Consider the following 25,388-nt stretch of genomic DNA (forward strand, 5'->3'; position numbering starts at 1 on the left):
GGCCCTGCCGTCACATGCTGGCGATCAGCCGCTCGACCCGCTCGTCGTACGCCCGGAACGGGTCCTTGCAGAGCACCGTGCGCTGCGCCTGGTCGTTGAGCTTGAGGTGCACCCAGTCGACGGTGAAGTCGCGCCGCTTCTCCTGCGCGTGCCGGATGAACTCCCCGCGCAGCCGGGCCCGGGTCGTCTGCGGCGGGGTCTCCTTGGCCTCGAAGATCTCGGGATCGGTCGTCACCCGGTCGACGGCGCCGCGCCGCTCCAGCAGCCCGTAGAGGCCCCGGCCGCGACGCAGGTCGTGATAGGCGAGGTCCATCTGCGCCACCCGCGGGTGCGACAGCGGCAGGTCGTGCTTGCGCTGGTAGCGCTCGATCAGCCGCAGCTTGGTCACCCAGTCGATCTCCCGGGACACCGGCTCCAGGTCGCCGGTCTCCACCGCGCGCAGCACCCGGCCCCAGAGCTCCACCACCCGCTTGGCGGTCTGGTCCCCGCCGCGCCGCTCCACGAACTCCGTCGCCTTGGCCAGGTATTCCTGCTGGATCTCCAGCGCGCTCACCTCCTTGCCGGAGGAGAGCCGCACCTTGCGCCGCCCCGTGATGTCGTGCGAGACCTCGCGGATCGCCCGGATCGGGTTCTCCAGCGTCAGGTCGCGCATCACCACGCCGGCCTCGATCATCCGCAGCACGATGTCGGCGGTACCGACCTTGAGCAGCGTGGTGACCTCGTTCATGTTGGAATCGCCGACGATGACGTGCAGCCGGCGGTAGCGCTCCGCGTCGGCGTGCGGCTCGTCGCGGGTGTTGATGATCGGCCGGCTCCGGGTCGTCGCCGACGACACCCCCTCCCAGATGTGCTCGGCCCGCTGCGAGAGGCAGTAGACCGCCCCGCGCGGGGTCTGCAGCACCTTGCCCGCCCCGCAGATCAACTGCCGGGTCACCAGGAAGGGAATGAGCACGTCCGCCAGCCGGCCGAACTCCCCGTGCCGCGAGACCAGGTAGTTCTCGTGGCAGCCGTACGAGTTGCCGGCCGAGTCGGTGTTGTTCTTGAACAGGTAGATCTCGCCCGCGATGCCCTCGTCGTGCAGGCGCTTCTCCGCGTCGATGAGCAGACCCTCCAGGATCCGCTCGCCGGCCCGGTCGTGCGCGACCAGGTCCACCACCGAGTCGCACTCGGGGGTGGCGTACTCGGGGTGCGATCCGACGTCCAGATAGAGCCGGGCGCCGTTGCGCAGGAACACGTTGCTCGACCGGCCCCACGACACCACGCGGCGGAACAGGTACCGGGCGACCTCGTCGGGGGACAGCCTCCGCTGCCCGCGGTAGGTGCAGGTGACGCCGTACTCGGTCTCGAGGCCGAAGATTCGCCGCTCCATGATGAGACATTAGCCGCCCGAGGCCCCAGATGGGCAGCGCACACGGTGGCGTCTCACCCGGGGACGCCCGGCGAGGACGCCGCACCACCCGGGCGGGCCCGACGGCCGCTCGCCGTCGTGGGACGCTCCGGCCCTGCGTACGCGGCCGTCGGGCGTCGCCGGCCACGGCTGTCCCGGGTGGACGGGTGCCCGGACAGGTCCCGGCGGATCCGGCCGGCGGCCGGCGGGAACCGGCGGCCGGCGGGAACCGGCGGCCGGCGGGAACCGGCGGCCGGCGCGGGGCGCACGGCGACGCCAGGACGGCGTCGGGAGCCGGCCGCCGATCCGCGTGGCGCACCCGGAACGGCGCGGCGGGCGGGCGCGCGGGGCGCGCCGTGTCGCGTGCCGCGCCTCGGGCGGTGCGACGGCCGGGCGGTGCGCCGTCGGGCGTTGATCGTCGCCTCCGCTTTCCCGGCACGCCTCGCCCGCGACGGCCGCGGACGGCCGGCACGCCGTAACCTCCCCGGGCCGACGCCCGCGGCGTGCCCGGGGAGGACGCGCGTCCGCTACGCCTCGGGGGTCTCCTGGCCCTCCAGGTCCGCGGAGCCCGCCGACGTGGTGGGCTTCTTCGCCTCTTCGGTCGGCGAACTCGGCGTCTCCGGGCGGGCCGGCACCGCCTCCTCGACCTTGTCGCCGTCGAGCAGCGCGGTCAGCGCGGCCCCGGTGATGCGACGGAACGTCCGCCCCACCCGACGCCGGTCCAGGACCGCCACCTCCAACTGGTTGGCGGCGATGGTACGCGCGGCACCGCCCTCTCCCCCGACGCTGCTCAGCGCCTGCATCGCGACCTTCACCGCCTCGCCCAGCGACATGTCGGGGCGGTGGTGGGACTTCAGCACGCCGGTGATCGCCTCGGCCTGCCCGCCCATCGCCATCCGGCCCGGCTCGTCGTTGACGGAGCCGTCGTAGGTGAGCCGGTAGAGTTCGTCGTCCTCGGAGGTGGTGCCCACCTCCGCCACGCAGATCTCCACCTCGAACGGCTTCGACTGCTCGGTGAAGATGGCGCCCAGGGTCTGCGCGAACGCGTTGGCGAGGGCGCGGCCCGTGACGTCGCGCCGGTCGTAGCTCAGGCCGTTGAGGTCCGCCATCCGCACCCCGGCCCGGCGCAGGTTCTCGAACTCGTTGTAGCGGCCGACGGCCGCGAAGCCGATCCGGTCGTAGATCTCGCTGACCTTGTGCAGGGCGCTGGAGAGGTTCTCCGCGACGAAGAGCACCCCGCCCTCGTAGCTCAGGACCACCGCGCTGCGCCCCCGGGCGATGCCCTTGCGGGCCAACTCCGAGCGGTCGCGCATGATCTGTTCGGGGGAGGCGTAGAACTGCATGGCCACGGCGGCGGTTCTCCTTCAGGGCGCTGTGCTGGCGACTGCTGACTGGTGCGGGCGGGAGCGGGTCAACCGCCCGGGTTCTCCATCCGGCCGGAGACCACGCTCTCGGCGATCACCGACATCTCCTGCTCGGTGAGCCGGTGGGTGCCCTCCGCCGTCGCCGTCATCACCACCGGGTAGATCCGCCGGATCAGGTCCGGGCCCCCGGTCGCGGTGTCGTCGTCGGCCGCGTCGTAGAGCGCCTCGACCGCGAGCCGGACCGCCTCGTCGATGGAGAGCCCCGGCTGGAAGCGCTTCTTCAGCGCCGAACGGGCGAAGAGCGAACCGGAGCCGATCGCGTCGTAGCCGGTCTCCTCGTAGGGGCCGCCGGTGACGTCGAAGCTGAAGATGCGACCGGCCCGGGCCGGGTCCTTCGCGGCCAGGTCGTAGCCGGCGAAGAGCGGGATCACCGCGAGCCCCTGCATGGCGGCGCCCAGGTTGCCGCGGATCATCGAGGCGAGCCGGTTGGCCTTGCCGTCGAGCGAGAGCATCGCGCCCTCGATCTTCTCGTAGTGCTCCAGCTCCACCTGGAACAGTCGCATCAGCTCGATGCCGATGCCCGCCGTGCCGGCGATGCCGACCAGGGAGTACGCGTCGGCCGGGTGGACCTTCTCGATGTCGCGCTGGGCGATCAGGTTGCCCATGGTGGCGCGCCGGTCGCCGGCCAGCACGACACCGCCGACGGCCGAGATGGCCACGATGGTCGTCGCGTGCGGCGCCATGTCGGCGGCCATCCCCGGCGGCAGCGGCCGTCGGCCCGGCAGCATCTCGGGGGCCACCTTGCTCAGGAACGAGGTGAAGGAGGACGTCCCCGCGTTGGTGAACACATCTGGTAGACGCCCGGATGGATCAAAACCCGCTGCCACGTGGTTCCTCTCAGATATGTGATCGCCCCGGCCAGCCGCGACTGATCGTCACGGAACTGGCCGAGACCACCGTTGCAGTTGAAGCACAATATCCCGCGCACCCACCCGGTGCGATGGTCGTGGTCGAGAAGCCCTTCGCCGACAGGGGTGGCCGACCGCTTCGGCGGCCCGATGCCACGCCTGCGGCGGCTCGCCGTCGAGCGAGCCGCCGCACACGACCTGCAGTAACAGGCGAGCCCGTCCGCCCGTCGCCGGTTGCGGTGGAACTCGGCGGCGGGCAGCAATCGGTCACACTGGGGGCGTACCTTGCCCGACGCTTGAGGCGAACCGGGCATGAAGTATCACTCCCCCCCTTTCTGGACATAGCCGCGCACGAACTCCTCGGCGTTCTCCTCGAGGACGGAGTCGATCTCGTCGAGCAGGTCGTCGACGTCCTCGGTGATCTCGGCGTGCCGCTCCGCGACCTCCGGGTTCGCCTCCGTAGTGACGTCCTCGATTTCCTCGCCCTGCCGCGACTTGCCCGACTGCGACTGCCCGCCGCTGTCACGAGTGGCCATTGCTGCCTCCTCCACGATCGCCCTGCGATCAACTTACCTCGCGCGGACGACGAAAAGCCCGTCGCGCGCCGCCTTCGGCACGCGACGGGCCGGCCGCCGGGACGGGTCAGCCGCCGGTGAGGGTCTCCAACAGGTCCTTCGCGCTCGGGCAGCGGTCGAAGAGCGCGCCCACGTGCTTGCGGGTGCCCCGCTCGGGCTCCATCATCGGCACCCGCACCAACGACTCGCGGCCCACGTCGAAGATGACCGAGTCCCAGCTGGCGGCGACGACCTCGGAGGCGTACTGGGCCAGGCAGCGACCGCGGAAGTAGGCCCGGGTGTCCTCCGGCGGCTCAGTCATGGCGGTACGGGTCTGCTCGTCGTCGAGCAGCGTCTTCATCGCGCCCCGGGAGACCAGCCGGTGGTAGAGGCCCTTCTCGGGGCGCACGTCGGAGTACTGCAGGTCGACCAGCTGGAGCTTGTGCGAGCCCCAACCGAGCTGCTCGCGATCCCGGTAGCCCTCCAGCAGCCGCAGCTTGGCCACCCAGTCCAGCTCGTCGGCGCAGAGCATGACGTCGCGACCGAGCCGGTCCAGAACGCCCTCCCAGCGGTCCAGCACGTCCAGGGTCTGCTCGTCTGCGTCGGCGCCGTAGCGCCCCTCCACGAAGGAGCGGACCCGCTCGTAGTAAGCCCACTGCACGTCCAGGGCGGTCAGCCGCCGCCCGTCGCGCAGCCTCATCCGGTGCGTCAGGGTCGGGTCGTGGCTGACGGCGCGCAGCTCGCTCACCGGGTCGGCGATGCCGAGGTCGGGGCCGAGCGCCTTCTCCTCGATCATCGTGAGGATCAGCGCCGTGGTGCCGACCTTGAGGTACGTGGAGATCTCCGAGAGGTTCGCGTCGCCGATGATGACGTGCAGCCGCCGGTACTTGTCGGCGTCCGCGTGCGGCTCGTCGCGGGTGTTGATGATCGGTCGCTTGAGGGTGGTCTCCAGGCCGACCTCGACCTCGAAGAAGTCCGCGCGCTGGGAGATCTGGAAGCCGCTCTGCCCGCCGTCCTGGCCGATGCCGACCCGGCCGGCGCCGCAGACGATCTGCCGGGTCACGAAGAACGGCGTCAGGTACGCGACGATATCGGCGAAGGCCGTCTGCCGGCGCATCAGGTAGTTCTCGTGGGAACCGTAGCTGGCGCCCTTGTTGTCGGTGTTGTTCTTGTAGAGGTGGATCGGCTGGGTGCCGGGGATGCTGGCGGCGCGGCGGGCCGCCTCGGCCATCACCCGCTCCCCCGCCTTGTCCCAGCGCACCACGTCCAGCGGGTTGGTCACCTCGGGAGTGGAGTATTCCGGGTGTGCGTGGTCGACGTAGAGCCGCGCGCCGTTGGTGAGTATCACGTTGGCCAGGCCCAGGTCCTCGTCGGCGAGGGCCTCGGCCGGGTCGTACGCGGCACCCGAGTAGGTGAAGCCGCGCGCGTCCCGCAGCGGCGACTCCTCCTCGTAGTCCCAGCGGGCGCGGCCGCCGCGGTTGAGTTCCGGGCGTGCCCCGTAGGCGTTGACCACCTGGGAGGAGGTGACCATGGGGTTGGCCCCGGCCTGGCCGGGAACGGAGATGCCGTACTCGACCTCGGTGCCCATGATCCGTCTTACGCTCATCGACCTACCCGCTTCGCTCGCCCGACCCGGTCCCCCGTCACGTCGAGCGTAGTCCGCCACGCGCCGGAAGGGGGACGCGCCGGACCGGGCGGCGGAGCGGCCGGGCGGGCGCGGACGGCACGGGGCCCGTGGCGCGCACGCGCCACGGGCCCCGCGGTTTCCGTCAGAGGTACTGGCCGGTGTTGCTGGCGGTCTCGATGGACCGCCCGGCCTCCGTGCCCTTGCCGCCGGAGACGAGCGTGCGGATGTAGACGATCCGCTCGCCCTTCTTGCCGGAGATGCGGGCCCAGTCGTCGGGGTTGGTGGTGTTGGGCAGGTCCTCGTTCTCGCGGAACTCGTCGACGCAGGCGTCGAGGAGGTGCTGCAGGCGCAGGCCCTTGCGGCCGGAGGTGAGGAACTCCTTGATGGCCATCTTCTTGCCCCGGTCGACGATGTTCTGGATCATCGCACCGGAGTTGAAGTCCTTGAAGTAGAGGACTTCCTTGTCGCCGTTGGCGTAGGTGACCTCGAGGAAGCGGTTCTCCTCGGTCTCCGAGTACATCCGCAGCACGACCGCGTCGATCATCGCCGCGACGGTGGCCTGGGGGTCGCCGCCGTGCTCGGCCAGGTCGTCCGGGTGCAGGGGCAGCCCGGAGAGGATGTACTTGGAGAAGATGTCCTTGGCCGCCTCGGCGTCCGGCCGCTCGATCTTGATCTTCACGTCGAGCCGGCCGGGGCGCAGGATCGCCGGGTCGATCATGTCCTCCCGGTTGGAGGCGCCGATGACGATGACGTTCTCCAGCCCCTCCACACCGTCGATCTCGCTGAGCAGCTGCGGAACGATGGTGTTCTCCACGTCGGAGGAGACGCCGGAGCCACGGGTCCGGAAGATCGAGTCCATCTCGTCGAAGAACACGATGACCGGGGTGCCCTCGCCGGCCTTCTCACGGGCCCGCTGGAAGATCAGCCGGATGTGCCGCTCGGTCTCGCCGACGTACTTGTTGAGCAGCTCGGGACCCTTGATGTTGAGGAAGAAGCTGGTGTGCTTCTCCTTGCCCTCCCGCTCGGCGATCTTCTTCGCCAGCGAGTTGGCCACCGCCTTGGCGATCAGCGTCTTGCCGCACCCGGGCGGACCGTAGAGCAGGATGCCCTTCGGCGGGCGGAGCTGGTGCTCGCGGAACAGGTCGGCGTGCAGGAAGGGCAGCTCCACCGCGTCGCGGATCTGCTCGATCTGCGAGTGGAGGCCACCGATGTCGGTGTAGTCGACGTCGGGCACCTCCTCCAGGACCAGTTCCTCGACCTCGCTCTTCGGGATCCGCTCGTACGCGTACGCCGAACGGGGCTCGATCATGAGCGAGTCGCCGGCCCTGATCGGCGAGCCGATCAGGGTTTCGGCCAGGTGCACGATGCGCTCCTCGTCGGAGTGCGAGACCACCAGGGCCCGGTCACCCGGCCCGTCGTCGGGGCCCGCCAGGATCTCCTTGAGCATCACCACCTCGCCGACCCGCTCGTAGCCGAACGCGTCGACGATGTTGAGCGCGTCGTTGAGCAGGACCTCCTGACCGCGCCGCAACTCGGCGACGTCCAGCGAGGGCGAGACGGCGACGCGGAGCTTGCGCCCGCCGGTGAAGACGTCCACCGTGCCGTCGTCGTGCCCCGCGAGGAAGACGCCATAGCCACTCGGTGGCTGTGCGAGGCGGTCGATCTCCTCCTTGAGCGTCACGATCTGCGCGCGAGCCTCCTTGAGGGTGCTCACGAGCCGGTCGTTGTTCTCGGTCAGCCGCGCCAACTGTGCCTGGGTGGCCGCCAGCCGCTCTTCGAGCTGCCGGACGTGTCGGGGGCTTTCGGTCAACTTGCGCCGCACCAGGGCGAGTTCCTCTTGAAGGAACGCGACCTGCGTGGAGAGATCGTGGGCCTCCTTCTCCCACCGTGCGGCGCGCGAGTCCGCGTCGTCGCTGCGTGCCACGTCCCACCTCCCCGGGGGGCTTGAACGTTCTGCCCTAACACTAGCCGCTATGAGGCCGATTCGGTCCCACGCAACGCGCTCGTCACCGAACCTTGATCGCGAAGGGTGGCCCCGGGGGGAGGTCCGGGCGTTCGGGTACCGTCGGGGCGTGGGACGGGAGAACATGGGGGGTGCGCCGTGGCGGAGGTCGTGACGGACCAGTTGCAGGTCTGGGTTGACCAGGATCTCTGCACGGGCGACGGGCTCTGCGTGCAGTACGCGCCCGAGGTCTTCGAATTCGACGTCGACGGGCTCGCGTACGTCAAGGGCCCCGACGGTGAGCTGCGGATGGCGGCGGGCAGCCGGGTGGACGTGCCGGAGCACCTGCGCCTCGAGGTGATCGACTCGGCGCGGGAGTGCCCGGGCGAGTGCATCCACGTCGTGCGCGGCAGCGACGGCGTCGAGGTGGCCGGCCCGGAGGCCGAGGAGGACTGACGGCCGGCACGCCCGCCTGCGGGAGTGCGGCAGCGGCCCGCGGGAGTGCGCCCGCGCGGGGCGTACGGCTTCAGAGCAGCGGTCGGCCGACCACGGAGGCGACCAGCCGGGCGAACTCCTCCAGCCGGGCGATCTGGCCGGCACCGCCGTCGTCGAGGGTCTTGCCGAAGCGCAGCGCGTCGTGCCGGGGCGCGCCGACCGCCTCGTCGCTGGGCGGCGCCTCGTCCAGCGACGTCAGCAGCAGGTAGACGTCGATGCTGTCGACGCGGATCCCACCGTCCTCGGCGCGGGTCAGCCGGCGCCGGCAGCCAACCTCGGTGACCGTGGAGACGGGCACCACCCGCAGCGACGAGGTCATCGACCCGGGCGGCCCCTCCCCCGGCGGCACGTCCTCGCCGTGCCAGAGGACGAGCCGGCTGCCGTCGCAGACCACCACCTCCTGCCACACGCCGTTGACCTCGTTGACGAAGCGCTCCAGCGTGAACCCCAGCACGGACGCCCCGCGCAGCACCCCGCCGAGGGCCTCCAGCGCGACGTCCGGGTCCCGCAGGTACGCCCGCGCCGCCGATTCGAGATCCTGGTAGGGCGACCAGTCCGGGAACACCGCCGGCAGGTCACCACCGCCGAAGCCCGGCCGGCTCATGCCACCTCCCCGTGCCCGTCCCGCCGGCCCGTGCCGGCGGGCGGGATCCGTCCGTTCACTCCTCGTCGCCCCGCCGCAACGTCACGGCTGGTCCGTGTCTCCGGCCGCCGCCTGCCGGGCCGCCTCGGCGGCCTGCCGGGCCGCCTCCGCCTCGCGCAGCGCCTGGCGGCGTTCGGCGTACGCCTCGGCGCCCTTGCTGGGCTTGCGGCGGCGCGGCGGCGCGGTGACGCCGGGGGCGAGCTTACGCGCGGAGACCAGGAACGCGGTGTGCGCGATCATGCGGTGGTCCGGGCGCACGGCCAGGCCCTCGGCGTGCCAGTCGCGCACCAGCGACTCCCAGGCCCGCGGCTCGGTCCAGCCGCCGCGCTCGCGCAGGGCCTCGACCAGTTCGGAGAGCTGCGGGGTGGTGGCCACGTAGCCGATGAAGACGCCCCCGGGAACCAGGGCCCGCTCGACCATGTCGAGGGTCTCCCACGGGGTCAGCATGTCGAGGATGATCCGGTCGAAGCCGGTCTCGGCGCACCCGGCGACGTCGCCGACGTGCAGGTGCCACGCCGGGTGCGGCCCGTTGAAGAACGCCTCGACGTTGCGCCGGGCGATCTGGGCGAAGTCGTCGCGCACCTCGAACGAGTGCAGCTCGCCGCCGGTGCCGACCGCGCGAAGCAGCGAGCAGGAGAGCGCGCCGGAGCCGGCGCCGGCCTCCAGGACCTTGGCGCCGGGGAAGATGTCGCCCATGGCGACGATCTGCGCGGAGTCCTTCGGGTAGATCACCTGAGCGCCGCGCGGCATGGAGAGCACGTAGTCCGACAGCAGCGGACGCAGGGCCAGGAACGCGGTGCCGCCGCCGGTGGTGGTCACCACGCTGCCGTCGGGCAGGCCGATCAGCGCGTCGTGCTCCAGGATGCCGCGGTGGGTGTGGAACGCCTTGCCCGGCTCCAGGGTGACCGTGTGCATCCGCCCCTTGGGGTCGGTCAGCTGCACCCGGTCGCCGATCCGGAACGGCCCGCGGTGCACGGGAGGCAGCGCCGGGGTGTCGGCGGGCGCCGGGGCGCCCTGGTCGGCCGGGGCGGCGGGAGGAGTTGCGGTCACGTGTTCATCTTCCGTTGAGGTTCGAGGAGCTGAGCCAGATCCGCGATGTGCAGAACGCCGACGACATCTTCGCCTGACGTCACCACGTACCGCGCGCCCGGGTGGGTCTGCACCGCCTCCATCACGCGTTCCCCGTCGAGCCCGACCGGCAGCGCGGGCAGACCGGCCAGCGAACGGGCGACCGCGTCGACGGCCAGCCACGGGCGGCGCTCCACCGGAACGGCCTGCGCCGCGGCGGGGTCGACCAGGGCGACCGGCCGGCCGGCGGCGTCGGTGACCAGGAGCGCGACGCCCGGGGCGGCGTCGGCGGCCCGACGCTGCGCCTCGGCCAGCGGCGTGCCGGTGGGCACGGCGAGCACGGGGCGGGCCAGCCGGGACAGGTCGATCAGCGGGAACCGGCGGCTGATCCGGGCCATCCGGATCGACTGTCCGGCGCCGCGCCACAGGGTGAACGCGACGAGCAGCATCAGCGGCAACGCCAGCGGCGCCAGGTGGCGGGTGAGGGTGAGCAGGGCGACCAGCGCGGCGGTGCCGACGGCGACGGCGCGGCCCACCCAACCGGCGACCTCGGTGCCCCGGTGCCGGTCGCGGGTCACCGCCCAGACCGCCGCCCGCAGGGCCCGGCCGCCGTCGAGCGGCAGCCCGGGCAGGAGGTTGAACAGCGCCACGATGACGTTGCTCACCGCCAGCTGGAACGCCAGCTGGTTGGCGAGGGTGCGGTCGGGCAGCGCGAGGGTGGCGGCGACCGCGACGACGCCGAGCACGGCGGAGACCGCGGGGCCGGCGAGCGACACCAGCAGGTCGATCCGGGGCGTCGGGGCGTCCCGGTCCATCTCGGTGTAGCCGCCGAGCAGCTCCAGCGTGATCCCGCGCACACCGATGCCGTACCGGCGGGCGGTCAGGGCGTGGCCGAGCTCGTGCAGCAGCACCGAGCCGAGCAGGGAGACCACGAAGCCGAAGCCGATCAGGTAGCCGGCGAGCTGGGACAGGTCGAGCTGGCGGCGGGCGAACTCGGCGTACAGCACGGTCACCAGCAGGGTGAGCAGCAGCATCGAGCCGTTGAGGTGCAGCGGCACCCCGAACACCCGGCCCACGGTGAGGCCGGGTCGCGCGTCGGGCCGGCGCCGCGGTCGCCTCGTCTGCTCCACCGGCTCGATGCTACGCGGCGGGAGATCATGTGCCGGTGCGGCGACCGTGCCGGTGTCACACCGGTGTCCTAACCTTCGGGCATGACGGCGCAACCGGTGAGCACGCAGCAGCCCTCGACCGCGGCCGGGGTGCCGGCGACGGTGCGGGCCTCGCTGTCGCCGTCGCGGGCGGCCGACTTCAAGACCTGCCCCCTGCTCTACCGGTTCCGCAGCATCGACCGGCTGCCCGAACGCCCCACGATGGAGCAGGCCCGGGGCACGCTGGTGCACGCCGTTCTGGAGCGGCTGTTCGACCTGCCGGCCGTCGGGCGCACCCCGACCGCGGCGGGCGACCTGGTGGCCCCGCAGTGGGACCGGCTGGTCACCGAGCAGCCGGAGCTGGCGACGCTCTTCGCCGATGACGGCGACGCGGCGGCGGCCACCGAGTTCCTCCGCTCCGCCGCCGCGCTGCTGGAGGGCTACTTCGCCGTGGAGGATCCGCGCCGGCTGGAGCCGGCCGAGCGGGAGAGCCTTATCTCGGCGGTGGTCGACGAGGAGCTGCTGATCCGGGGCTACGTCGACCGGCTCGACGTGGCGCCCGACGGTGCGCTGCGGGTGGTCGACTACAAGACGGGGGGCGCGCCACGGGAGGCGTTCGAGGCCCGTGCGCTGTTCCAGCTCAAGTTCTACGCGCTGGTGCTCTGGCGCACCCGGGGCGTGGTGCCCCGGGTGCTGCGGCTGCTCTACCTCAAGGACGCCGAGGCCTGCGACTACGCCCCCGACGCCGAGGAGCTGCTCCGCTTCGAGCGCACGGTGGTGGCGCTGTGGCGGGCCATCGAGCAGGCGACCGCCCGGCAGGACTTCCGCCCCCGGCCCAGCCGGCTCTGCGACTGGTGCAACCACCAGGCGCTCTGCCCGAGCTTCGGCGGCACCCCGCCCCCCTTTCCGACCGTGGCGCCGCCGGATCCGCTGCGCGACGCCCGCTCCCGGCCGACGCCCCCCGGCGCCGACGACTGACCGGCCCCCGGCCCCGCCGCCCAGGCGGTGCCACGCGTGGTCGCGGTGCCCGGGCACGGCACCGCGGCCCACCGCCGAGCGGGCCGGGCGAGGACGGTCGCGCAACGGGGATGAGCCCCTCTCCTCCCCTGGGAGGAGGCCGGGTTCACCGTCGGCGACGATCGTCGCGGCGCGCCGGCGGATAGCGTCGCCGGTATGACTTCGGGCCCACGAGCGTGGCTGCGCCGGCACCCGTTCGCCGCGGACGCGCTCGGCGCCGGCGCGCTCGTCGTGGCCGAGGTGGTGCTCACCGCGGTGACTCCCCGCGACTACTGGCCGGGGCACCCGCTGGCGACGCTGGGCTGGAGCGTGGCCTGCGCCGCGCCGGTGGCGTGGCGTCGGGTGGCGCCGTGGGCGGCGCTCGCGGCGGCGGTGGCGACGCTGGCGGTTCCCCTCCTGCTCGGCCCCGCGCCGACCACGCAGGGCCTGACGTTCATGGTGCTCACCTACACGACGGCCGCGGCCGGGCCCCCGCGGCCGGCCGTCGTCGCGGCCCTGGCGCTGTGGGTGCCGGTCGGGGCCACCAGCGCCCTCACGCCGCCCGACGGGATGCTGGCCGACGTCGGCTCCGCCTACCTGGTGGTGAACAACCTGCTGGTCGGGGTGGTGTCGTATTCGGTGGGGCGGGCCGTACACGCCCGCCGGGCCTCGACGGCGGCGCTGCGGGAGCGGGCCCGCACCGCCGAGGAGAACCAGCGCGCGCTGGCCGCGCAGGCGGTCGCCGACGAGCGCCGCCGCATCGCCCGGGAGCTGCACGACGTGGTGGCGCACCACGTCAGCGTGATGGGGGTGCTGGCCACCGGCGCCCGCCGGATGCTGCCGAGGGATCCGCGGGTGGCCGACGAGGCGATCGGCACCATCGAGGAGACCAGCCGGGCGACGCTGCGGGAGCTGCGCCGCCTGCTGGACGTGCTGCGTACCGAGGCCGAGCCGGCCGCCGAGCTGGCCCCGCAGCCGGGACTCGCCGGCATCGAGTCGCTGGTGGAGCAGGTACGCGAGGCCGGCCTGCCGGTGACGTTGCGGATCGAGGGCACGCCGGGGGCGCTGGAGGAGGGGGTGGCGCTGACCCTCTACCGGATCACGCAGGAGGCGCTGACGAACGCGCTCAAGCACGCCGGGGCGGCCACCGCCCGGGTGCGGCTGAGCTTCGACGGGGGCGGCGTCGGCGTGGAGGTCGTCGACACCGGGCGCGGCCCCTCGGCGGGCGGCGACCGCAGCGGGCACGGGCTGGTCGGGATGCGCGAGCGGGTCGCCCTCTACGGTGGTGTCCTGCGCACCGGGGCGGACCCCGGCGGTGGGTTCCGGGTCTCCGCGAGGATCCCGGTGGAACCCCGCGACGCGGCGACGGCGTGACCGGGGATCGGGACGGGGGGATCGGATGACCGAGGCGATGGTGCCGGCGCGGCCGATCCGCATCCTGCTCGCCGACGACCAGCCGCTGCTGCGCACGGGCTTCCGGATGGTGCTCGGCACCGAGGACGACCTGGACATCGTGGCCGAGGCCGCCGACGGCCTGGCGGCGGTGGAGCTGTCCCGCCGGCTGCTGCCCGACGTGGTGCTGATGGACATCCGGATGCCGCGGATGGACGGCGTCGCCGCGACCCGGGCGATCGTCGACGCCCGGCTGCCGGTGCGGGTGCTGATCCTGACCACGTTCGACCTGGACGAGTACGTGGTCGGGGCGCTGCGGGCCGGGGCGAGCGGCTTCCTGGCCAAGGACGTGCCGGCCGACGACCTGGTGACCGCGATCCGCACGGTGGCGGCCGGGGAAGCTGTGGTGGCGCCGAGGATCCTGCGGCGGCTGCTGGACCGCTTCGCCGCCGCGCTGCCCGACCCCGCGGCCACCCCGCCCAGGGCCCTGGACGCGTTGACCGAGCGGGAGCGGGAGGTGCTGGTGCAGGTGGCCCGAGGGCTCTCCAACGCCGAGATCGCCCGGGCGTTGTCGGTCAGCGAGACCACCATCAAGACCCACGTCGGGCACCTGCTGACCAAGTTGGGACTGCGCGACCGGGTGCAGGCCGTGGTGCTGGCGTACGAGTCCGGCCTGGTCCGCCCGCGCGCCTGACGCCGGCGTGGACCGTACCCCCGTTTCGCGTCGCCGTTGCCACCGTCACCTACGGTGGCCCGGGACGGCGCCGGGTGGTTGACCCTGACGCGGCGTCAGTGTGCAGGATCGGTCCCGGCCGCCGCGAGGTCTCGGCGGGTCGCCCACTCAGGGGCAACCCTGAGCCGGCGTTGGGGGGCACCCGCAGGGCGAAATCCGCCGTGGCTCCGCCCGGAGTCGGACGGATCGGGGCCGGCCGGCACGGATGATGGGACTGCCGTGCCGGACCAGCGGGGGCGGCGCGGATCGAAGACAGACGGAAGAGGTAGATGACGTGACCGCGACGGTAGGCCGGCAGGCGCAGGCCGCGGCCCGGGCGAGCGACGTGTGGAAGGTGTACGGCAGCGGCGAGGCGCAGGTCGTCGCGCTGCGGGGGGTCAGCGCCGAGTTCGAGCGGGGCCGCTTCACGGCGATCATGGGGCCCTCGGGCTCGGGCAAGTCGACGTTGATGCACTGCCTCGCGGGGCTGGACTCGGTCACCCGCGGCACGGTGTCGATCGGCGACACGAAGGTCACCGGCCTGGGCGACGCGGGTCTGACGAAGCTGCGCCGCGACAAGGTGGGCTTCATCTTCCAGCAGTTCAACCTGCTGCCGACGCTGACGGCCAAGGAGAACATCCTGCTGCCGCTGTCGATCGCCGGGCGCAAGCCGGACCCGGCCTGGTACGACACCGTGATCGCCACGGTCGGGCTGAACGACCGGCTGAACCACCGCCCGGCGCAGCTCTCCGGTGGCCAGCAGCAGCGGGTGGCGTGCGCCCGGGCGCTGGTCTCCCGCCCCGAGGTGATCTTCGCCGACGAGCCGACCGGCAACCTGGACTCCCGCGCCGGCGCCGAGGTGCTGAAGTTCCTGCGCGAATCCGTACGCGAGCACGGGCAGACGATCGTCATGGTCACCCACGACCCGACCGCCGCCGCGTACGCCGACCGGGTGGTCTTCCTCGCCGACGGGCAGATCGTCTCCGAGCTGATCGAGCCGACCGCCGAGACGGTGCTCGACACCATGAAGAAGCTCGACACCCCCGCCGAGGTGGGGCGCTGATGCTGCGGGCGACCCTGAAGAGCCTGCTGGCCCGCAAGGTCCGGCTGATCCTCTCCGGCCTGGCCGTCGTGCTGGGCGTCATGTTCGTCTCCGGCGCGTTCGTGCTGACCGACACGCTCGGCCGTTCGTTCGACGCGATCTTCGCCGACGCGTACGAGGGCGTGGACGTGAACGTCGCCGCCAAGGCCCGGGTCGAAGTCGCGGAGACGGAGGGCATGCAGGTCCCCGCTCCCCTGCCGGCGAGCACCCTCGACCGGGTCCGGGCGGTGCCCGGGGTGGCCGAGGCCACCGGCGTGGTCGGGGTCGACGGGGCGCGGATGATCGGCAGCAACGGCAAGGTGGTCGCCTCGTTCGGCCCGCCGCAGCTGGGCGAGAACTGGACCGGCGAGAGCGACCTGGTCCGGCTGCGCGAGGGGCGGGCGCCGCAGGCCGACGACGAGATCGTCATCAACAAGGCGCTGGCCACGGCCGGCAAGGTGAAGGTCGGCGACCGGGTCGGCGTGCTGACCCTGGAGCCGAAGCGGGACTTCACCATCGTCGGCGTCTTCGGCTACAGCGGCGACCGGGACTCGATCGGTGGCGCCACCGAGATCATGTTCACCACACCGGTCGCGCAGCGGCTGATGCTCGGCGGGCCGGACACCTTCAGCAACATCTCCGTGAAGGCCGCCGACGGGGTCTCCGACGAGGCGCTGCGCGACGCCGTGGCCGCCGCGGTGGGCACCGGGTTCGAGGTGAAGACCGGTACGCAGCTCTCCGAGGACGCGGCGGCCGGCATGAACGAGGCGCTCTCCTTCTTCAACCGGATCCTGCTCGGCTTCGCCGCGGTGGCGCTGCTGGTGGGCACCTTCCTGATCCTCAACACCTTCTCGATCATCGTGGCGCAGCGCACCCGGGAGCTGGCGCTGATGCGCGCCGTCGGGGCCAGCGGCCGGCAGATCATCGGATCGGTGGTGCTGGAGGCCGTCGCGGTGGGGCTGGTCGCCGCGGTGCTCGGCCTCGGCGCGGGCATCGGCATCGGCGCGCTGCTGGCGTACCTGTTCAGCACGTTCGCCGGCGGGCTGACCCTGGCCGGGGTCGGCGTGCCGCTCTCCGCCGTGGTCGGCGCGTTCGCCGTCGGCCTGGTGATCACCGTGGTGGCGGCGCTGCTGCCGGCGCTGCGGGCATCGCGGATCCCGCCGATCGCGGCGATGCAGGACGTCGCCACCCCCGACCGCCCGCTGACCAAGGTCACCGTGGCCGGCGCGATCGTCACCGCCGTCGGTGGCGCGCTGCTGGCCCTGGGGCTCACCGGCAACGCCGGGGGAAACACCCTGGCCACCATCCTCGGCGGGGTGCTCTTCGCCTTCATCGGCGTGGCCCTGCTCACGCCGCTGATCAGCCGGCCGGTGGTGAGCCTGCTCGGTGCGGTCTTCGCGTGGTCGGTGCCGGGCCGGCTGGGCCGACTCAACTCGGGGCGCAACCCGCGCCGTACGGCCATCACCGCCGCCGCGTTGATGGTCGGCATCGCCCTGGTCACCGGCGTGACGGTGGTCCTGGACTCGGCGAAGAGCAGCATCGGCGCGCTCGCCGAGGACAACCTGAAGGCGGAGCTGGTGATCGCCGGGGCGCAGAGCGGCCCCCGGCCGCCGAGCTTCGACCCGGCCGTGCTGGCGAAGGTCGCCGCGATCCCCGGGGTGCGCCTGGCCGACGGCGAGTACGGCGACCTGGCGATGGTCGGCGGCCAGCGCACCTGGGTGGCGGCGAGCAGCGAGGCCGCCGCGCTGCGGCAGATCTTCGGGGCCGAGGCCACCGCCGGGGACATCGACCGGCTCGCGCCGGACCAGATGCTGGTCAGCTCGGACACCGCGAAGGCGCGCGGGATCTCCGTCGGGTCGCGGGTGCCCGTGCAGACGTCCCGGGGCGAGGCGCGGACCTACACGGTGACCGGCATCTACGCCAGCTCCGAGCTGACCAACCCGGTGACGCTGCCGGTGGAGGCGGCGCGCGGCTTCACCATCCCGCAGCCGATCCAGGGCTTCGTCCAGCTGGCCCCGGGCACCCGGGCCGCCGACGTGCAGCCCCGGATCGAGGCGCTGCTGGCCGACTCCCCCGAGGTGTCGGTGGCCGACCGGGAGGCGTTCATCGAGCAGCAGACCGGTCAGCTCGACGGGCTGCTCACGATGATCCAGATCCTGCTGGCGCTGGCCATCGTGATCGCGGTGCTCGGCATCGTGAACACCCTGGCGCTGTCGGTGCTGGAACGCACGCGGGAGTTGGGGCTGCTGCGGGCCATCGGCCTGCGCCGGTCGCAGACCATGCGGATGATCACCGTGGAGGCGGTGGTGATCTCGGTCTTCGGCGCGCTGCTCGGTGTGGTCGTCGGCGCCGGCCTCGGCGCGGCCGTGGTCGAGGCACTGCGGGACGAGGGGATCACCGACCTGGTCCTGCCCTGGGCCCAGATGGGGATCTTCCTCGGCCTCGCCGCGCTCGTCGGCGTGGTGGCCGCGGTGCTACCGGCGATCCGGGCCGCCCGGATCAACGTCCTGGGTGCCATCGCGCACGACTGAGCACGACGCGTGACGTGGCTCCCCGCCGACCGGCGGGGAGCCACGTCACGTCAGGCGCCGGTCGGCGGGGCGCCGAGCAACGCGGCCAGCAGCTCCAGGTCCGCGCCGGTCAGGCTCTCCAGCTGGTGTACGCCGTCGAGCGGGTCGATCGGCACCTCCGCCGGGACGGCCAGCACCGCCGCGCCGGCGGCGAGCGCGCTGGCCACCCCCGTCGGCGAGTCCTCGATCGCCACGCAGCGGGCGATCGGCACGCCGAGCAGCCGGGCGGCGGTGAGGTACGGCTCCGGATGCGGCTTGGCCGCGTCGACCTCGTCGCCGCAGACGACCGCGTCGAAGCTGTCCCGCCCGAGGGTGTCCATCGCGACCTCCACCAGCGGCCGGCCGCTGGAGGTCACCAGCGCCGTGGGGATGCCCGCCGCGCGGACCGCCCGCAGCAGGGCCAGCGCGCCGGGACGCCAGCGCAGCCCGGTGCGGAACAGTTCCAGGATGCGGGCGTTGATCCAGGCCGCGCTGGCCGCGGAATCGCGCGCCGGCTGACCCAGGTCGTCGTGCAGGATGCGCATGGAGGCCGCCATGCTGGTGCCGATCATCGCCTTGCGGGCGGCGTCGGAGAGGGTGCCGCCGTACTCCGTCGCCAGTTCGTGCAGCGCGACGTCCCACAGCTTCTCACTGTCGACCAGGGTGCCGTCCATGTCGAAGAGCACGGCGGCGGGATGGTGGCTGCTCAGCGGATCCTCCCTCGGGGTGCGTACCGGGGGATCCTCTCAGCCGGCCCGCCGCCGCCGCGCGCCCAGGTGCCGCGGGGTGACCTGGCCGACGGGTTGCGCGCAACCGCGAGACTCGGGGACGACCGGCCGCCGGCACGGCGGCCCCTCGCCCGGAGGTCGCCATGCGCGTCCGATCCCTGGTCTGCCGGTGTGCCGTGATCCTGCTCGCCGCCACCGCGGCGGTCTGGCCGGCGGGGCCGGCCGCCGCCGCGAGCCTGCCGCTGGAGCGGTGCTACGACGTGGCGGCCCCCCAGCACGCCGACGACCGCACCTGGTCCGCCCCGGGCAACGTGCACACCACCTGGCCGACGCCGGTGGGCATGCTCGACCGGGACGTGTTCCGGGTGACCGCCATGGGCAAGGTCCGCATCGACCACTGGGGCACCCAGAAGTCCGTCGCCGGGGAACCGCCGCGGGCCGGCGACGGCTGGCCCGCGCCGGACGCGCCCCGGTACGCGCTGATCGCGAAGGTGACCTCGGGGTCCATGCTGGTGCTGAGCACCGGGCTCTTCTACGGCTCGGGCCGGTGGTTCCCGATCGGCGCCGACAGCGGCTGCATGCTCTACTACAACGCCGGCACCGCGTCGCGGCTGGTGTTCTCCTTCAACGACCCCAACCTCGGCGACAACGGCGGCGGGGCCTCGGTGTGGGTGCGGCAGTGGTGGGGCGAGCTCTGAGCCGGCCCGGTCAGCCGAGGCCGCAGGCGTCCAGCGACCGCTCGTAGCCGCGGAAGAACGCCTCGGTGCGCTGCTCGGCGGTGCCGTGCGCGCCCTCGGCGAACCACGGCTGGTCGGGGGCGTCGCCGACGGCCAGCAGCCCCTCGCGGAACTCCTCCAGGTCGCCCTCGGCGAGTCGCAGCGCCTTCGCGCGCACCGAGTCGCCCAGGTAGGCCCCGGCCATGCAGTCGGCCTGCAACTCCTGCTGGATGGTGTAGGAGTAGCGGATGCCGAGGCGGGTCTGGATGCCGTGCGCGTACTCGTGGCCGAGCAGGTAGAACACGAAGGCGTCGCCGACCTGACGGAACGCGTCGACCGACCAGTTCACGTCGTAGGCGATGAAGTCCCCGGCGGAGCAGTAGACGGCGTTGTTGCGTGGCAGGGGCTGCCCGCCGCAGGACACCTCCCCCGCCCGCTGGTACGGCACGATCCGGCGGATCGGGCGGAACCGCTGCCCCGAGGCCCGGAACTGGGCGGCCCAGTACCGCTCGGCGATGCTCTGTGCGTCGGCGACGTCCTGCCGGAACTCCGCCACGCTGGTGGTGCCGTCGGCCCGGGTCTGCCCGGCGCCGGGTGGGGCCGGTTCGCCGGTCTCCCGTGGTGCGGGCTCCCGCCCCTCGGGACCGGAGACCCCGCCGACCACGCAGCCGGCCGCCGCGACGAGGGCCACCACGAGGCCGGCCAGCGCGCTTCGGGGTCGCCGCGTCACGCGCGTCGTCACAGTGCCCTCCCCGGCCTCGGTGTCGCCGCGTGCAGTACCCGCGGGTTCGGGTCGTCATGCCCGCCGCGGTGTCGTACGGGCCGGGCGGGCGGTCAGGGGCTGGCGGCGAGCAGCACGAGGTGCGCCGCCCTGGAGCACCGTGGCCCGACCCGGCGGGCGGGCCACCACCCCGGCGTGGTGCACGGCGGCCGGTACGGCGCCGGCCAGCGGAACGCCGTCCCGCAACGGCTCCCGCCCCTCACCTCGCGAGGACCTCCGCCGCCGTCCGCTCGCCGGCCTCGATCGCGCCCTCCAGGTAGCCCGCCCAGCGGGTGGCGGTCTCCGTGCCGGCCCAGTGCACCCGGCCCACCGGCCGGCGCAGCTCCGGCCCGTAGCCGCACCAGGAGCCGGGGGTCGGCGCCCCGCAGAAGCAGCCCCGGGTCCACTCGTCCGCCGACCAGTCGTACTCGACGAACTCCTCGGGCCGCCGGGCGGCCGGGCCGGCGACGGCGGCGAGCGCGTCGAGCAGGGCCGTCCTCCTCGCCTCCGCCGGCATCCGCCGCAACGCGTTCGCATCGGGGCCGTAGCTGAACGCCGTCAGCACCCCGCGCGGGGAGGCGGGGGTGCTGTTGTCCACCGTCTCGGTGACCGGACCGGCGAGGCAGAAGGCGACACCGGAGCGTCCGTCCGCGCGCCAGAACGGCTCCGGGTAGACCGCGTGGACCTTGATCGCCGAGCCCATCGGCATCCGCTGGGTGAGCGCGTCGCGCAGCGCCGGCAGCGGCGGGTCGTACCGGATGCGGCCGGCGAGCGCCGGCGCCAGGGCGACCACCACCGCGTCCGCCTCGACGCGGTCGGTGTCGGTGTGCACCACCACGCCGGCGCCGTCCTGGCTGATCGCCCGCACCGGGGCGCGGAGCCGCACCGCGTCCGGGCCGAGCGCGGCGGCCATGGCCTCGGCCAGCACCGGCGGCCCGCCGGCGATGCGGTCCTGCTGGGCGCCGCCGGCCATCGCGAGCATCGACCGGGTGCCGCCGCCGGCGCGCAGGTGGAAGGCCAGGTGCAGCAGGGATATCTCGCCCGCGCCGGCGGCCAGCAGGCCGCCGGCGAGCAGCCGTCCGAGGTAGCGCGCGGTCGGCGGGTCCGGCACGGCCGCGCTCAGCCAGGCGGCCAGCGTCGTACGGTCCCACTGGGCGGCCTCGGCCGCCGTCCACGGCGCGGCCGGGTCGATTCGCTCGGCGTACCCGTCGAGCAGGTCGAGGAATCCCGCCGCGTTCCCCGGCGGCCCGTCGCGCCGGCCGTCGGGCAGCAGCACGACCGGTGCCCCGTACGCGGCGGACGGGAAGGTGTCGATCCCGTACCGGGCGAGGAGGCCGTTCACGCGCTCCTGCGTCGGTCCGACCCACTGAGCGCCCAGATCGAGCTGGGTGCCGTCGGCGAGCCACCGGGTGAGCACCCGGCCGCCGACCCGGTCCCGCGCCTCCAGCACCCGGGTCCGCACGCCCGCCCGGGCGAGCGCGAGCGCGGCGGCCAGCCCGGAGAAGCCGGCACCGACCACGACGACCTCGTTGCCCATGCGCCGGCATACCCGCTTCCGCCCGTTCCATGGCCGGCGACCGGGCCCGCCGGCCACCGCGTGTGCTCAGGAGCGGGCGGGCGACCACCCGTCGGCGACGAACCGTGCCGCGTCGCCGCCCTCGCCGTCGAGGAGCAGGCCGCCCCGGCCCACCGCGAGGACCCGGTCGACGTAGACACCGCGGCCCTGGCCCGACGCGTCGGTGGTGCTGCTCCAACGCAGGTGGGTGGTGTGGTCGGGCAGCTCCACCGTGGCCTGCCACCAGACCCGGCCGCCGTAGCCGGTGACCGTGCCGTCGCTGGTCCACCGCTGCTCGCCCCGGCGCAGCAGCATCCGTCCGGGCGCCCAGGTCTGGCCCCCGTCCGTGGACACCTCGAAGCGGGCGCTGTCGAAGCGCGGCTCGATGTCGTACCAGAGCTGGAAGCTGGCGGTGCCGCCGCGCGCCGGCCGGCGCAGCGGGGCGGTGAGGGTGACCGTCGCGGCGTCGCGCGGGTCGGCCCGCCAGGCGTCGCGGGAGCGGGGCCACACGGGCATCGCCTCGGCGAGCTCGCGGGCCACCGCGCGGCGGGCGACGTTGTTGCTGCCCCAGCCGCGGTCGGGGTGCACCCGGTTGCTGAGCAGCACGACGAACGAGTGGGAGAGCGGGTCGATCACAAGGGACGTGCCGGTGAACCCGGTGTGCCCGAACGACACTGGGGAGGAGAGACCCATCATGTACCAGTGCTTGTTGAGCTCGAAGCCGAGCCCACGGTCGCTCTCCGGGTATTCCTGCTCCAGCGCGGCGTTGTGGTTGACCAGCATCGTGCGCACCGTGTCGGGCCGCAGGATCCGGCGCCCCCGGTGCTCGCCGCCGTTGAGCAGCGCCTGGCAGAGCAGGGCCAGATCCGGCGCGGTGGAGAAGACCCCGGCGTGCCCGGCCACCCCGCCCAGCGACCAGGCGTTCTCGTCGTGCACCTCGCCCCAGACCATGCCGCGCCCGGCGTACGGCTGGTATTCGGTCGCCGCGATCCGCGAGCGCCGCTCCGGCGCGGGGTTGTAGCCGGTGTCGGTCATGCCCAGCGGCACGGTGATCCCGTCGGCGACCAGCCGCGCCAGCGGGCGGCCGGTCACCCGCTCCACCAACACCCCGAGGGCGATCAACCCGAGGTCGGAGTAGACGTAGCGGGTGCCGGGCGTCGCGCCGGCCGCGAGGGGCGTGGCGAGCGCCGCGGCGAACCGCTCGGCGGGCGTCGGGTACCTGCTCCAGAGTGCCGTGAAGGCGGGCAGCCCCGAGGTGTGGGTGAGCAGCATCCGCACGGTGACGGCTTCCTTGCCACCGGCCGCGAACTCCGGGACGTACCGGGCGACCGGCGCGTCCAGGTCGACGCTCCCCCGCTCCACCTGCTGCATGGTGACGATCGTGGTGAACAGCTTCGACACCGACGCGAGGTCGAAGATGGTGTCGGGCCGCATCGGGAGCTGCTCGTCGGCGGGGAGTTCCACCCCGGCCAGCGCGGGCGGCGGCCCGACGGCGGCGTAGCGCACCGCCTTGCCCACCGCCGCGTGCTGCACCACCACGCCGTCCTTCGCCGCCAGCACCACCGCGCCGGCGTACGCCGGGTGCCCGGGGTGGTCGGGGGTCGGTTCGAGGTAGGCCGCCAGGTCGGCGGGGATGCGCTCCACCCGCTCGGGGAGCAGCCCGACCTCGCGGGCGTCACCGGGGCGCAGCGTGTCGTGCCGGAAGCGGATGTCGGCCGGCGTGACCACCGGCGGCGTGGCCCCCGCCGGTGGTCGGGGCGACGCGACCGCCCCACCCGGCGCCGTCGTGACCAGCACGGTCGCCGCCAGGCCGAGCGCCGAGAGGGCGGTCCTGCGTCGCATCGTCCGTCTCCTACCAGGTCAGCCCGTGGCCGTACGGGTAGAGCACCGCTCCCGCAGCCGAGGGGATGGTGACGGGCAGCCGCCCGCCGGGGGACAGTTCGCCGTGCAGGACGCGGACGAGCGCGTCCATCGATGCCCGGGTGTACGAGTAGGTCGCCAGGTAGGTGGACACGCCCGGCAGGTACGCGATGTCGTAGGGATCGCGGACCGCCACCACGACCACGGGTTTCCCGGTGCGCAGCAGTGCCGCGACGAGGCGCTGCTGGCTGGCCCGGGGGTCGGTGACGGTGGTGTCCCACGCCTTGTTGACCAGCACGACGGTGAGGTCGTGCCGGGCCGCCTCGGCGGCGGTCGCGTCGATCGCCTGGTCGCTCGGCAGGGTCGCCGGTCGGGCGGTGGCCCGGGCGCCGCGCGCGGTGAACCCGTCCGCGATCGTCGCGATCGGGGCGAAGCTGGCGCTGTTCCAGCCGGTGACCAGCACCGAGCGCTCCGCGGGGGCCAGCGGCAGCAGCCCGGCGTCGTTGCGTACCGCGGTGAGCGTCGGGTCGGTGACCCAGGCGACCGCCGCGAGGTGCTCGGGCGCCCCGACCGTGCGGGCCGCCGCCTCGACGTCGACCAGCGGTGAGCGGGCCAGCCCCTGCCGGTACTTCAGGGCCAGGATGCGCCGGACCGACTCGTCGATGCGCCGCTCGGTCAGCTCCCCGTCGGCCACGGCCCGCAGCACCGCGTCCCGCGCCAGCCGGAGGTTCGGCGGCATGAGGAGCTGGTCGGCGCCGGCCTTGAGCGCGAGCACGGGCACCCGCTCGTCGCCGTACCTCTGCCGCACGCCGGCCATGTTGAGCGCGTCGGTGACGATGACGCCCTTGAAGCCCAGCTCGCCGCGGAGCACGCCGTTGAGGATCTTCGGTGACAGCGTGGCCGGGTCGCCGGAGGGGTCGAGGGCCGGCACCACGATGTGCGCCGTCATGATCGATTCGACGCCCGCGGCGATCGCCCGCCGGAACGGCGGGGCGTCGACGCGGTCCCACTCCTCCCGGCTGTGGTTGATCACCGGCAGGTCGGTGTGGCTGTCGGTGTCCGTGTCGCCGTGGCCCGGGAAGTGCTTCGCCACCGAGGTGACGCCGGCGCCGCGCTGGAACCCGGCGACCTGGGCCGCGGTCAGCTCGGCCACCAGGGTGGGGTCGGCGCCGAAGGAGCGTACGCCGATCACCGGGTTGCCGGGGTCGACGTTGACGTCCGCGATGGGCGCGTAGGGCTGGCGGATGCCGACCGCGGCCAGCTCGCGCCCGGTGACCTCCGCCGCCGTCCGCGCGGCGTCGGGCGACCGGCCCGCGCCCAGGGCCATCGAACCGGGGAACTGGGCGGCGGGGGCGGGCATCCGCAGCACCACGCCCTGCTCCTGGTCGGTCGAGATGAGCAGCGGCACCCGGCCCTTCGCGCCGTCGCCGAGGGCGGCACGCTGGAGCCCGTTGGAGAGGGTGGCGATCTGGCGTGGACTGTCCAGGTTGTGCGACCAGGAGAAGTAGCAGACGCCGCCGAGGTGGAACTCGTCCATGACCTCGGCCGGTGTCTCGACGCCGAACGCGGCCAGGTTCGCGGCCCGGTCGGCGGGCGTGGGCTCGGTGGCGTCACCGCCGTAGACGTAGGTGGAGAAGAGCTGGCCGACCTTCTGCTCCAGGCTCATGTGGCGCAGGGTCGAGGTGACCCAGCCGTGCTCGGCGCCGGGTGGACGCTCGGGCGCGGCGGTGGCTGCCACCGGGGCGAGGGTGATGGTCAGGACCGCCGCCAGGGCGGTCGCGGTGACGGTACGGGTCTTCACAGGCGACCGCCTCTCAATCGGCTGCCTGAAACTTAGCTACATGTCGATGCCACAGTCAAGAAGGTTAACTACATGGCCGCCGGGGCCGCGTGCCGGAAACCG

General features: G+C 73.6%; 22 protein-coding genes. 7 read left to right on the forward strand and 15 right to left on the reverse strand.

Translation table 11 applies throughout. From position 1 onward, the window contains the following. Positions 1-10: 10 nt before the first annotated feature. From pafA to arc, 7 genes are all read right to left on the reverse strand, one after another. A complete protein-coding gene (pafA, locus tag V6V16_RS13265) occupies positions 11-1,369 on the reverse strand; it encodes a Pup--protein ligase (protein WP_334562309.1) in 1,359 nt (452 codons plus the stop codon). 545 nt (positions 1,370-1,914) lie between these two features. Next, positions 1,915-2,736, reverse strand: coding sequence for a proteasome subunit alpha (gene prcA, locus V6V16_RS13270; protein ID WP_442934079.1), 822 nt, complete (start codon positions 2,734-2,736; stop codon positions 1,915-1,917). Between the two features lie 62 nt (positions 2,737-2,798). After that, positions 2,799-3,638: a proteasome subunit beta gene (gene prcB / locus V6V16_RS13275; RefSeq protein WP_334562310.1), complete on the reverse strand. Its 840-nt coding sequence runs from the start codon at positions 3,636-3,638 to the stop codon at positions 2,799-2,801. Then, positions 3,557-3,973 carry an endonuclease domain-containing protein gene (locus tag V6V16_RS13280; RefSeq protein WP_334562311.1) on the reverse strand — a complete coding sequence of 139 codons (417 nt, stop codon included), beginning with the start codon at positions 3,971-3,973 and terminating at the stop codon, positions 3,557-3,559. The genes prcB and V6V16_RS13280 overlap by 82 nt, the downstream gene beginning before the upstream one ends. Positions 3,974-3,979: 6 nt before the next feature. Further along, complete coding sequence (locus tag V6V16_RS13285) at positions 3,980-4,195, reverse strand: ubiquitin-like protein Pup (protein ID WP_088993750.1); 216 nt, start codon at positions 4,193-4,195, stop codon at positions 3,980-3,982. Between the two features lie 106 nt (positions 4,196-4,301). Beyond that, positions 4,302-5,819, reverse strand: coding sequence for a depupylase/deamidase Dop (dop, locus tag V6V16_RS13290; protein ID WP_442934080.1), 1,518 nt, complete (start codon positions 5,817-5,819; stop codon positions 4,302-4,304). Positions 5,820-5,982: 163 nt separating this feature from the next. Then, positions 5,983-7,764 (reverse strand): proteasome ATPase, encoded by a 1,782-nt coding sequence (arc, locus tag V6V16_RS13295; protein WP_334562312.1) that lies wholly within the window; start codon positions 7,762-7,764, stop codon positions 5,983-5,985. A 177-nt stretch (positions 7,765-7,941) separates the two neighbouring features. On the opposite strand from arc, the gene V6V16_RS13300 reads away from it, so the two are divergent. Continuing rightward, entirely contained in the window at positions 7,942-8,238 is a 297-nt protein-coding gene (locus V6V16_RS13300; RefSeq protein ID WP_334562313.1) for a ferredoxin, read from the forward strand. 70 nt (positions 8,239-8,308) lie between these two features. Here the strand turns inward: V6V16_RS13300 and V6V16_RS13305 are convergent, their stop codons facing one another. From V6V16_RS13305 to V6V16_RS13315, 3 genes are all read right to left on the reverse strand, one after another. Next, positions 8,309-8,881 (reverse strand): hypothetical protein, encoded by a 573-nt coding sequence (locus tag V6V16_RS13305; protein WP_334562314.1) that lies wholly within the window; start codon positions 8,879-8,881, stop codon positions 8,309-8,311. 81 nt (positions 8,882-8,962) lie between these two features. Then, positions 8,963-9,970 (reverse strand): tRNA (adenine-N1)-methyltransferase, encoded by a 1,008-nt coding sequence (locus V6V16_RS13310; protein ID WP_334562315.1) that lies wholly within the window; start codon positions 9,968-9,970, stop codon positions 8,963-8,965. Further along, complete coding sequence (locus tag V6V16_RS13315) at positions 9,967-11,022, reverse strand: M50 family metallopeptidase (protein WP_442934081.1); 1,056 nt, start codon at positions 11,020-11,022, stop codon at positions 9,967-9,969. The genes V6V16_RS13310 and V6V16_RS13315 overlap by 4 nt, the downstream gene beginning before the upstream one ends. A 177-nt stretch (positions 11,023-11,199) precedes the next feature. Between V6V16_RS13315 and V6V16_RS13320 the strand changes: the two genes are divergently transcribed. The 5 genes from V6V16_RS13320 (at position 11,200) to V6V16_RS13340 (ending at position 17,848) form a co-directional block, all read left to right on the forward strand. After that, positions 11,200-12,114, forward strand: a complete 915-nt coding sequence (locus tag V6V16_RS13320; RefSeq protein ID WP_334562316.1) for a RecB family exonuclease — start codon at positions 11,200-11,202, stop codon at positions 12,112-12,114. Between the two features lie 195 nt (positions 12,115-12,309). Further along, positions 12,310-13,506 carry a sensor histidine kinase gene (locus tag V6V16_RS13325; protein WP_334562317.1) on the forward strand — a complete coding sequence of 399 codons (1,197 nt, stop codon included), beginning with the start codon at positions 12,310-12,312 and terminating at the stop codon, positions 13,504-13,506. A 25-nt stretch (positions 13,507-13,531) separates the two neighbouring features. Then, entirely contained in the window at positions 13,532-14,218 is a 687-nt protein-coding gene (locus tag V6V16_RS13330; protein ID WP_334562318.1) for a response regulator transcription factor, read from the forward strand. Between the two features lie 313 nt (positions 14,219-14,531). Then, positions 14,532-15,299 (forward strand): ABC transporter ATP-binding protein, encoded by a 768-nt coding sequence (locus V6V16_RS13335; protein WP_334562319.1) that lies wholly within the window; start codon positions 14,532-14,534, stop codon positions 15,297-15,299. Next, positions 15,299-17,848, forward strand: coding sequence for an ABC transporter permease (locus tag V6V16_RS13340; RefSeq protein ID WP_334562320.1), 2,550 nt, complete (start codon positions 15,299-15,301; stop codon positions 17,846-17,848). Before V6V16_RS13335 ends, V6V16_RS13340 begins: the two co-directional genes overlap by 1 nt. A gap of 50 nt (positions 17,849-17,898) precedes the next feature. On the opposite strand, the gene V6V16_RS13345 is transcribed toward V6V16_RS13340, so the two are convergent. Next, entirely contained in the window at positions 17,899-18,552 is a 654-nt protein-coding gene (locus V6V16_RS13345) for an HAD family hydrolase (RefSeq protein ID WP_334562321.1), read from the reverse strand. A gap of 185 nt (positions 18,553-18,737) precedes the next feature. On the opposite strand from V6V16_RS13345, the gene V6V16_RS13350 reads away from it, so the two are divergent. Beyond that, on the forward strand, positions 18,738-19,292 hold the full coding sequence (locus V6V16_RS13350) for a hypothetical protein (RefSeq protein ID WP_334562322.1): 555 nt from the start codon (positions 18,738-18,740) through the stop codon (positions 19,290-19,292). Between the two features lie 10 nt (positions 19,293-19,302). Here the strand turns inward: V6V16_RS13350 and V6V16_RS13355 are convergent, their stop codons facing one another. The 4 genes from V6V16_RS13355 to V6V16_RS13370 form a co-directional block, all read right to left on the reverse strand. Next, positions 19,303-20,052, reverse strand: a complete 750-nt coding sequence (locus tag V6V16_RS13355; RefSeq protein WP_334562323.1) for a neutral zinc metallopeptidase — start codon at positions 20,050-20,052, stop codon at positions 19,303-19,305. A 238-nt stretch (positions 20,053-20,290) separates the two neighbouring features. After that, on the reverse strand, positions 20,291-21,607 hold the full coding sequence (locus V6V16_RS13360) for a flavin monoamine oxidase family protein (RefSeq protein WP_334562324.1): 1,317 nt from the start codon (positions 21,605-21,607) through the stop codon (positions 20,291-20,293). Between the two features lie 66 nt (positions 21,608-21,673). Beyond that, entirely contained in the window at positions 21,674-23,467 is a 1,794-nt protein-coding gene (locus V6V16_RS13365; RefSeq protein ID WP_334562325.1) for a serine hydrolase domain-containing protein, read from the reverse strand. A gap of 10 nt (positions 23,468-23,477) precedes the next feature. After that, positions 23,478-25,286 carry a glycoside hydrolase family 3 protein gene (locus V6V16_RS13370; protein ID WP_334562326.1) on the reverse strand — a complete coding sequence of 603 codons (1,809 nt, stop codon included), beginning with the start codon at positions 25,284-25,286 and terminating at the stop codon, positions 23,478-23,480. Between the last annotated feature and the right edge of the window lie 102 nt (positions 25,287-25,388).

The sequence above is a fragment of the Micromonospora sp. CPCC 205561 genome (assembly GCF_036906775.1).
In the GTDB taxonomy this organism is placed as follows: domain Bacteria; phylum Actinomycetota; class Actinomycetes; order Mycobacteriales; family Micromonosporaceae; genus Micromonospora.

Coding starts and splice junctions, on each gene's coding strand:
- pafA (WP_334562309.1), bottom strand. CDS start 1,369: ATGGAGCGGCGAATCTTCGGCCTCGAGACCGAGTACGGCGTCACCTGC.
- V6V16_RS13280 (WP_334562311.1), bottom strand. CDS start 3,973: ATGCCCGGTTCGCCTCAAGCGTCGGGCAAGGTACGCCCCCAGTGTGAC.
- V6V16_RS13285 (WP_088993750.1), bottom strand. CDS start 4,195: ATGGCCACTCGTGACAGCGGCGGGCAGTCGCAGTCGGGCAAGTCGCGG.
- dop (WP_442934080.1), bottom strand. CDS start 5,819: ATGAGCGTAAGACGGATCATGGGCACCGAGGTCGAGTACGGCATCTCC.
- V6V16_RS13305 (WP_334562314.1), bottom strand. CDS start 8,881: ATGAGCCGGCCGGGCTTCGGCGGTGGTGACCTGCCGGCGGTGTTCCCG.
- V6V16_RS13315 (WP_442934081.1), bottom strand. CDS start 11,022: ATGCTGCTGCTCACCCTGCTGGTGACCGTGCTGTACGCCGAGTTCGCC.
- V6V16_RS13320 (WP_334562316.1), top strand. CDS start 11,200: ATGACGGCGCAACCGGTGAGCACGCAGCAGCCCTCGACCGCGGCCGGG.
- V6V16_RS13325 (WP_334562317.1), top strand. CDS start 12,310: ATGACTTCGGGCCCACGAGCGTGGCTGCGCCGGCACCCGTTCGCCGCG.
- V6V16_RS13330 (WP_334562318.1), top strand. CDS start 13,532: ATGACCGAGGCGATGGTGCCGGCGCGGCCGATCCGCATCCTGCTCGCC.
- V6V16_RS13340 (WP_334562320.1), top strand. CDS start 15,299: ATGCTGCGGGCGACCCTGAAGAGCCTGCTGGCCCGCAAGGTCCGGCTG.
- V6V16_RS13350 (WP_334562322.1), top strand. CDS start 18,738: ATGCGCGTCCGATCCCTGGTCTGCCGGTGTGCCGTGATCCTGCTCGCC.
- V6V16_RS13360 (WP_334562324.1), bottom strand. CDS start 21,607: ATGGGCAACGAGGTCGTCGTGGTCGGTGCCGGCTTCTCCGGGCTGGCC.
- V6V16_RS13365 (WP_334562325.1), bottom strand. CDS start 23,467: ATGCGACGCAGGACCGCCCTCTCGGCGCTCGGCCTGGCGGCGACCGTG.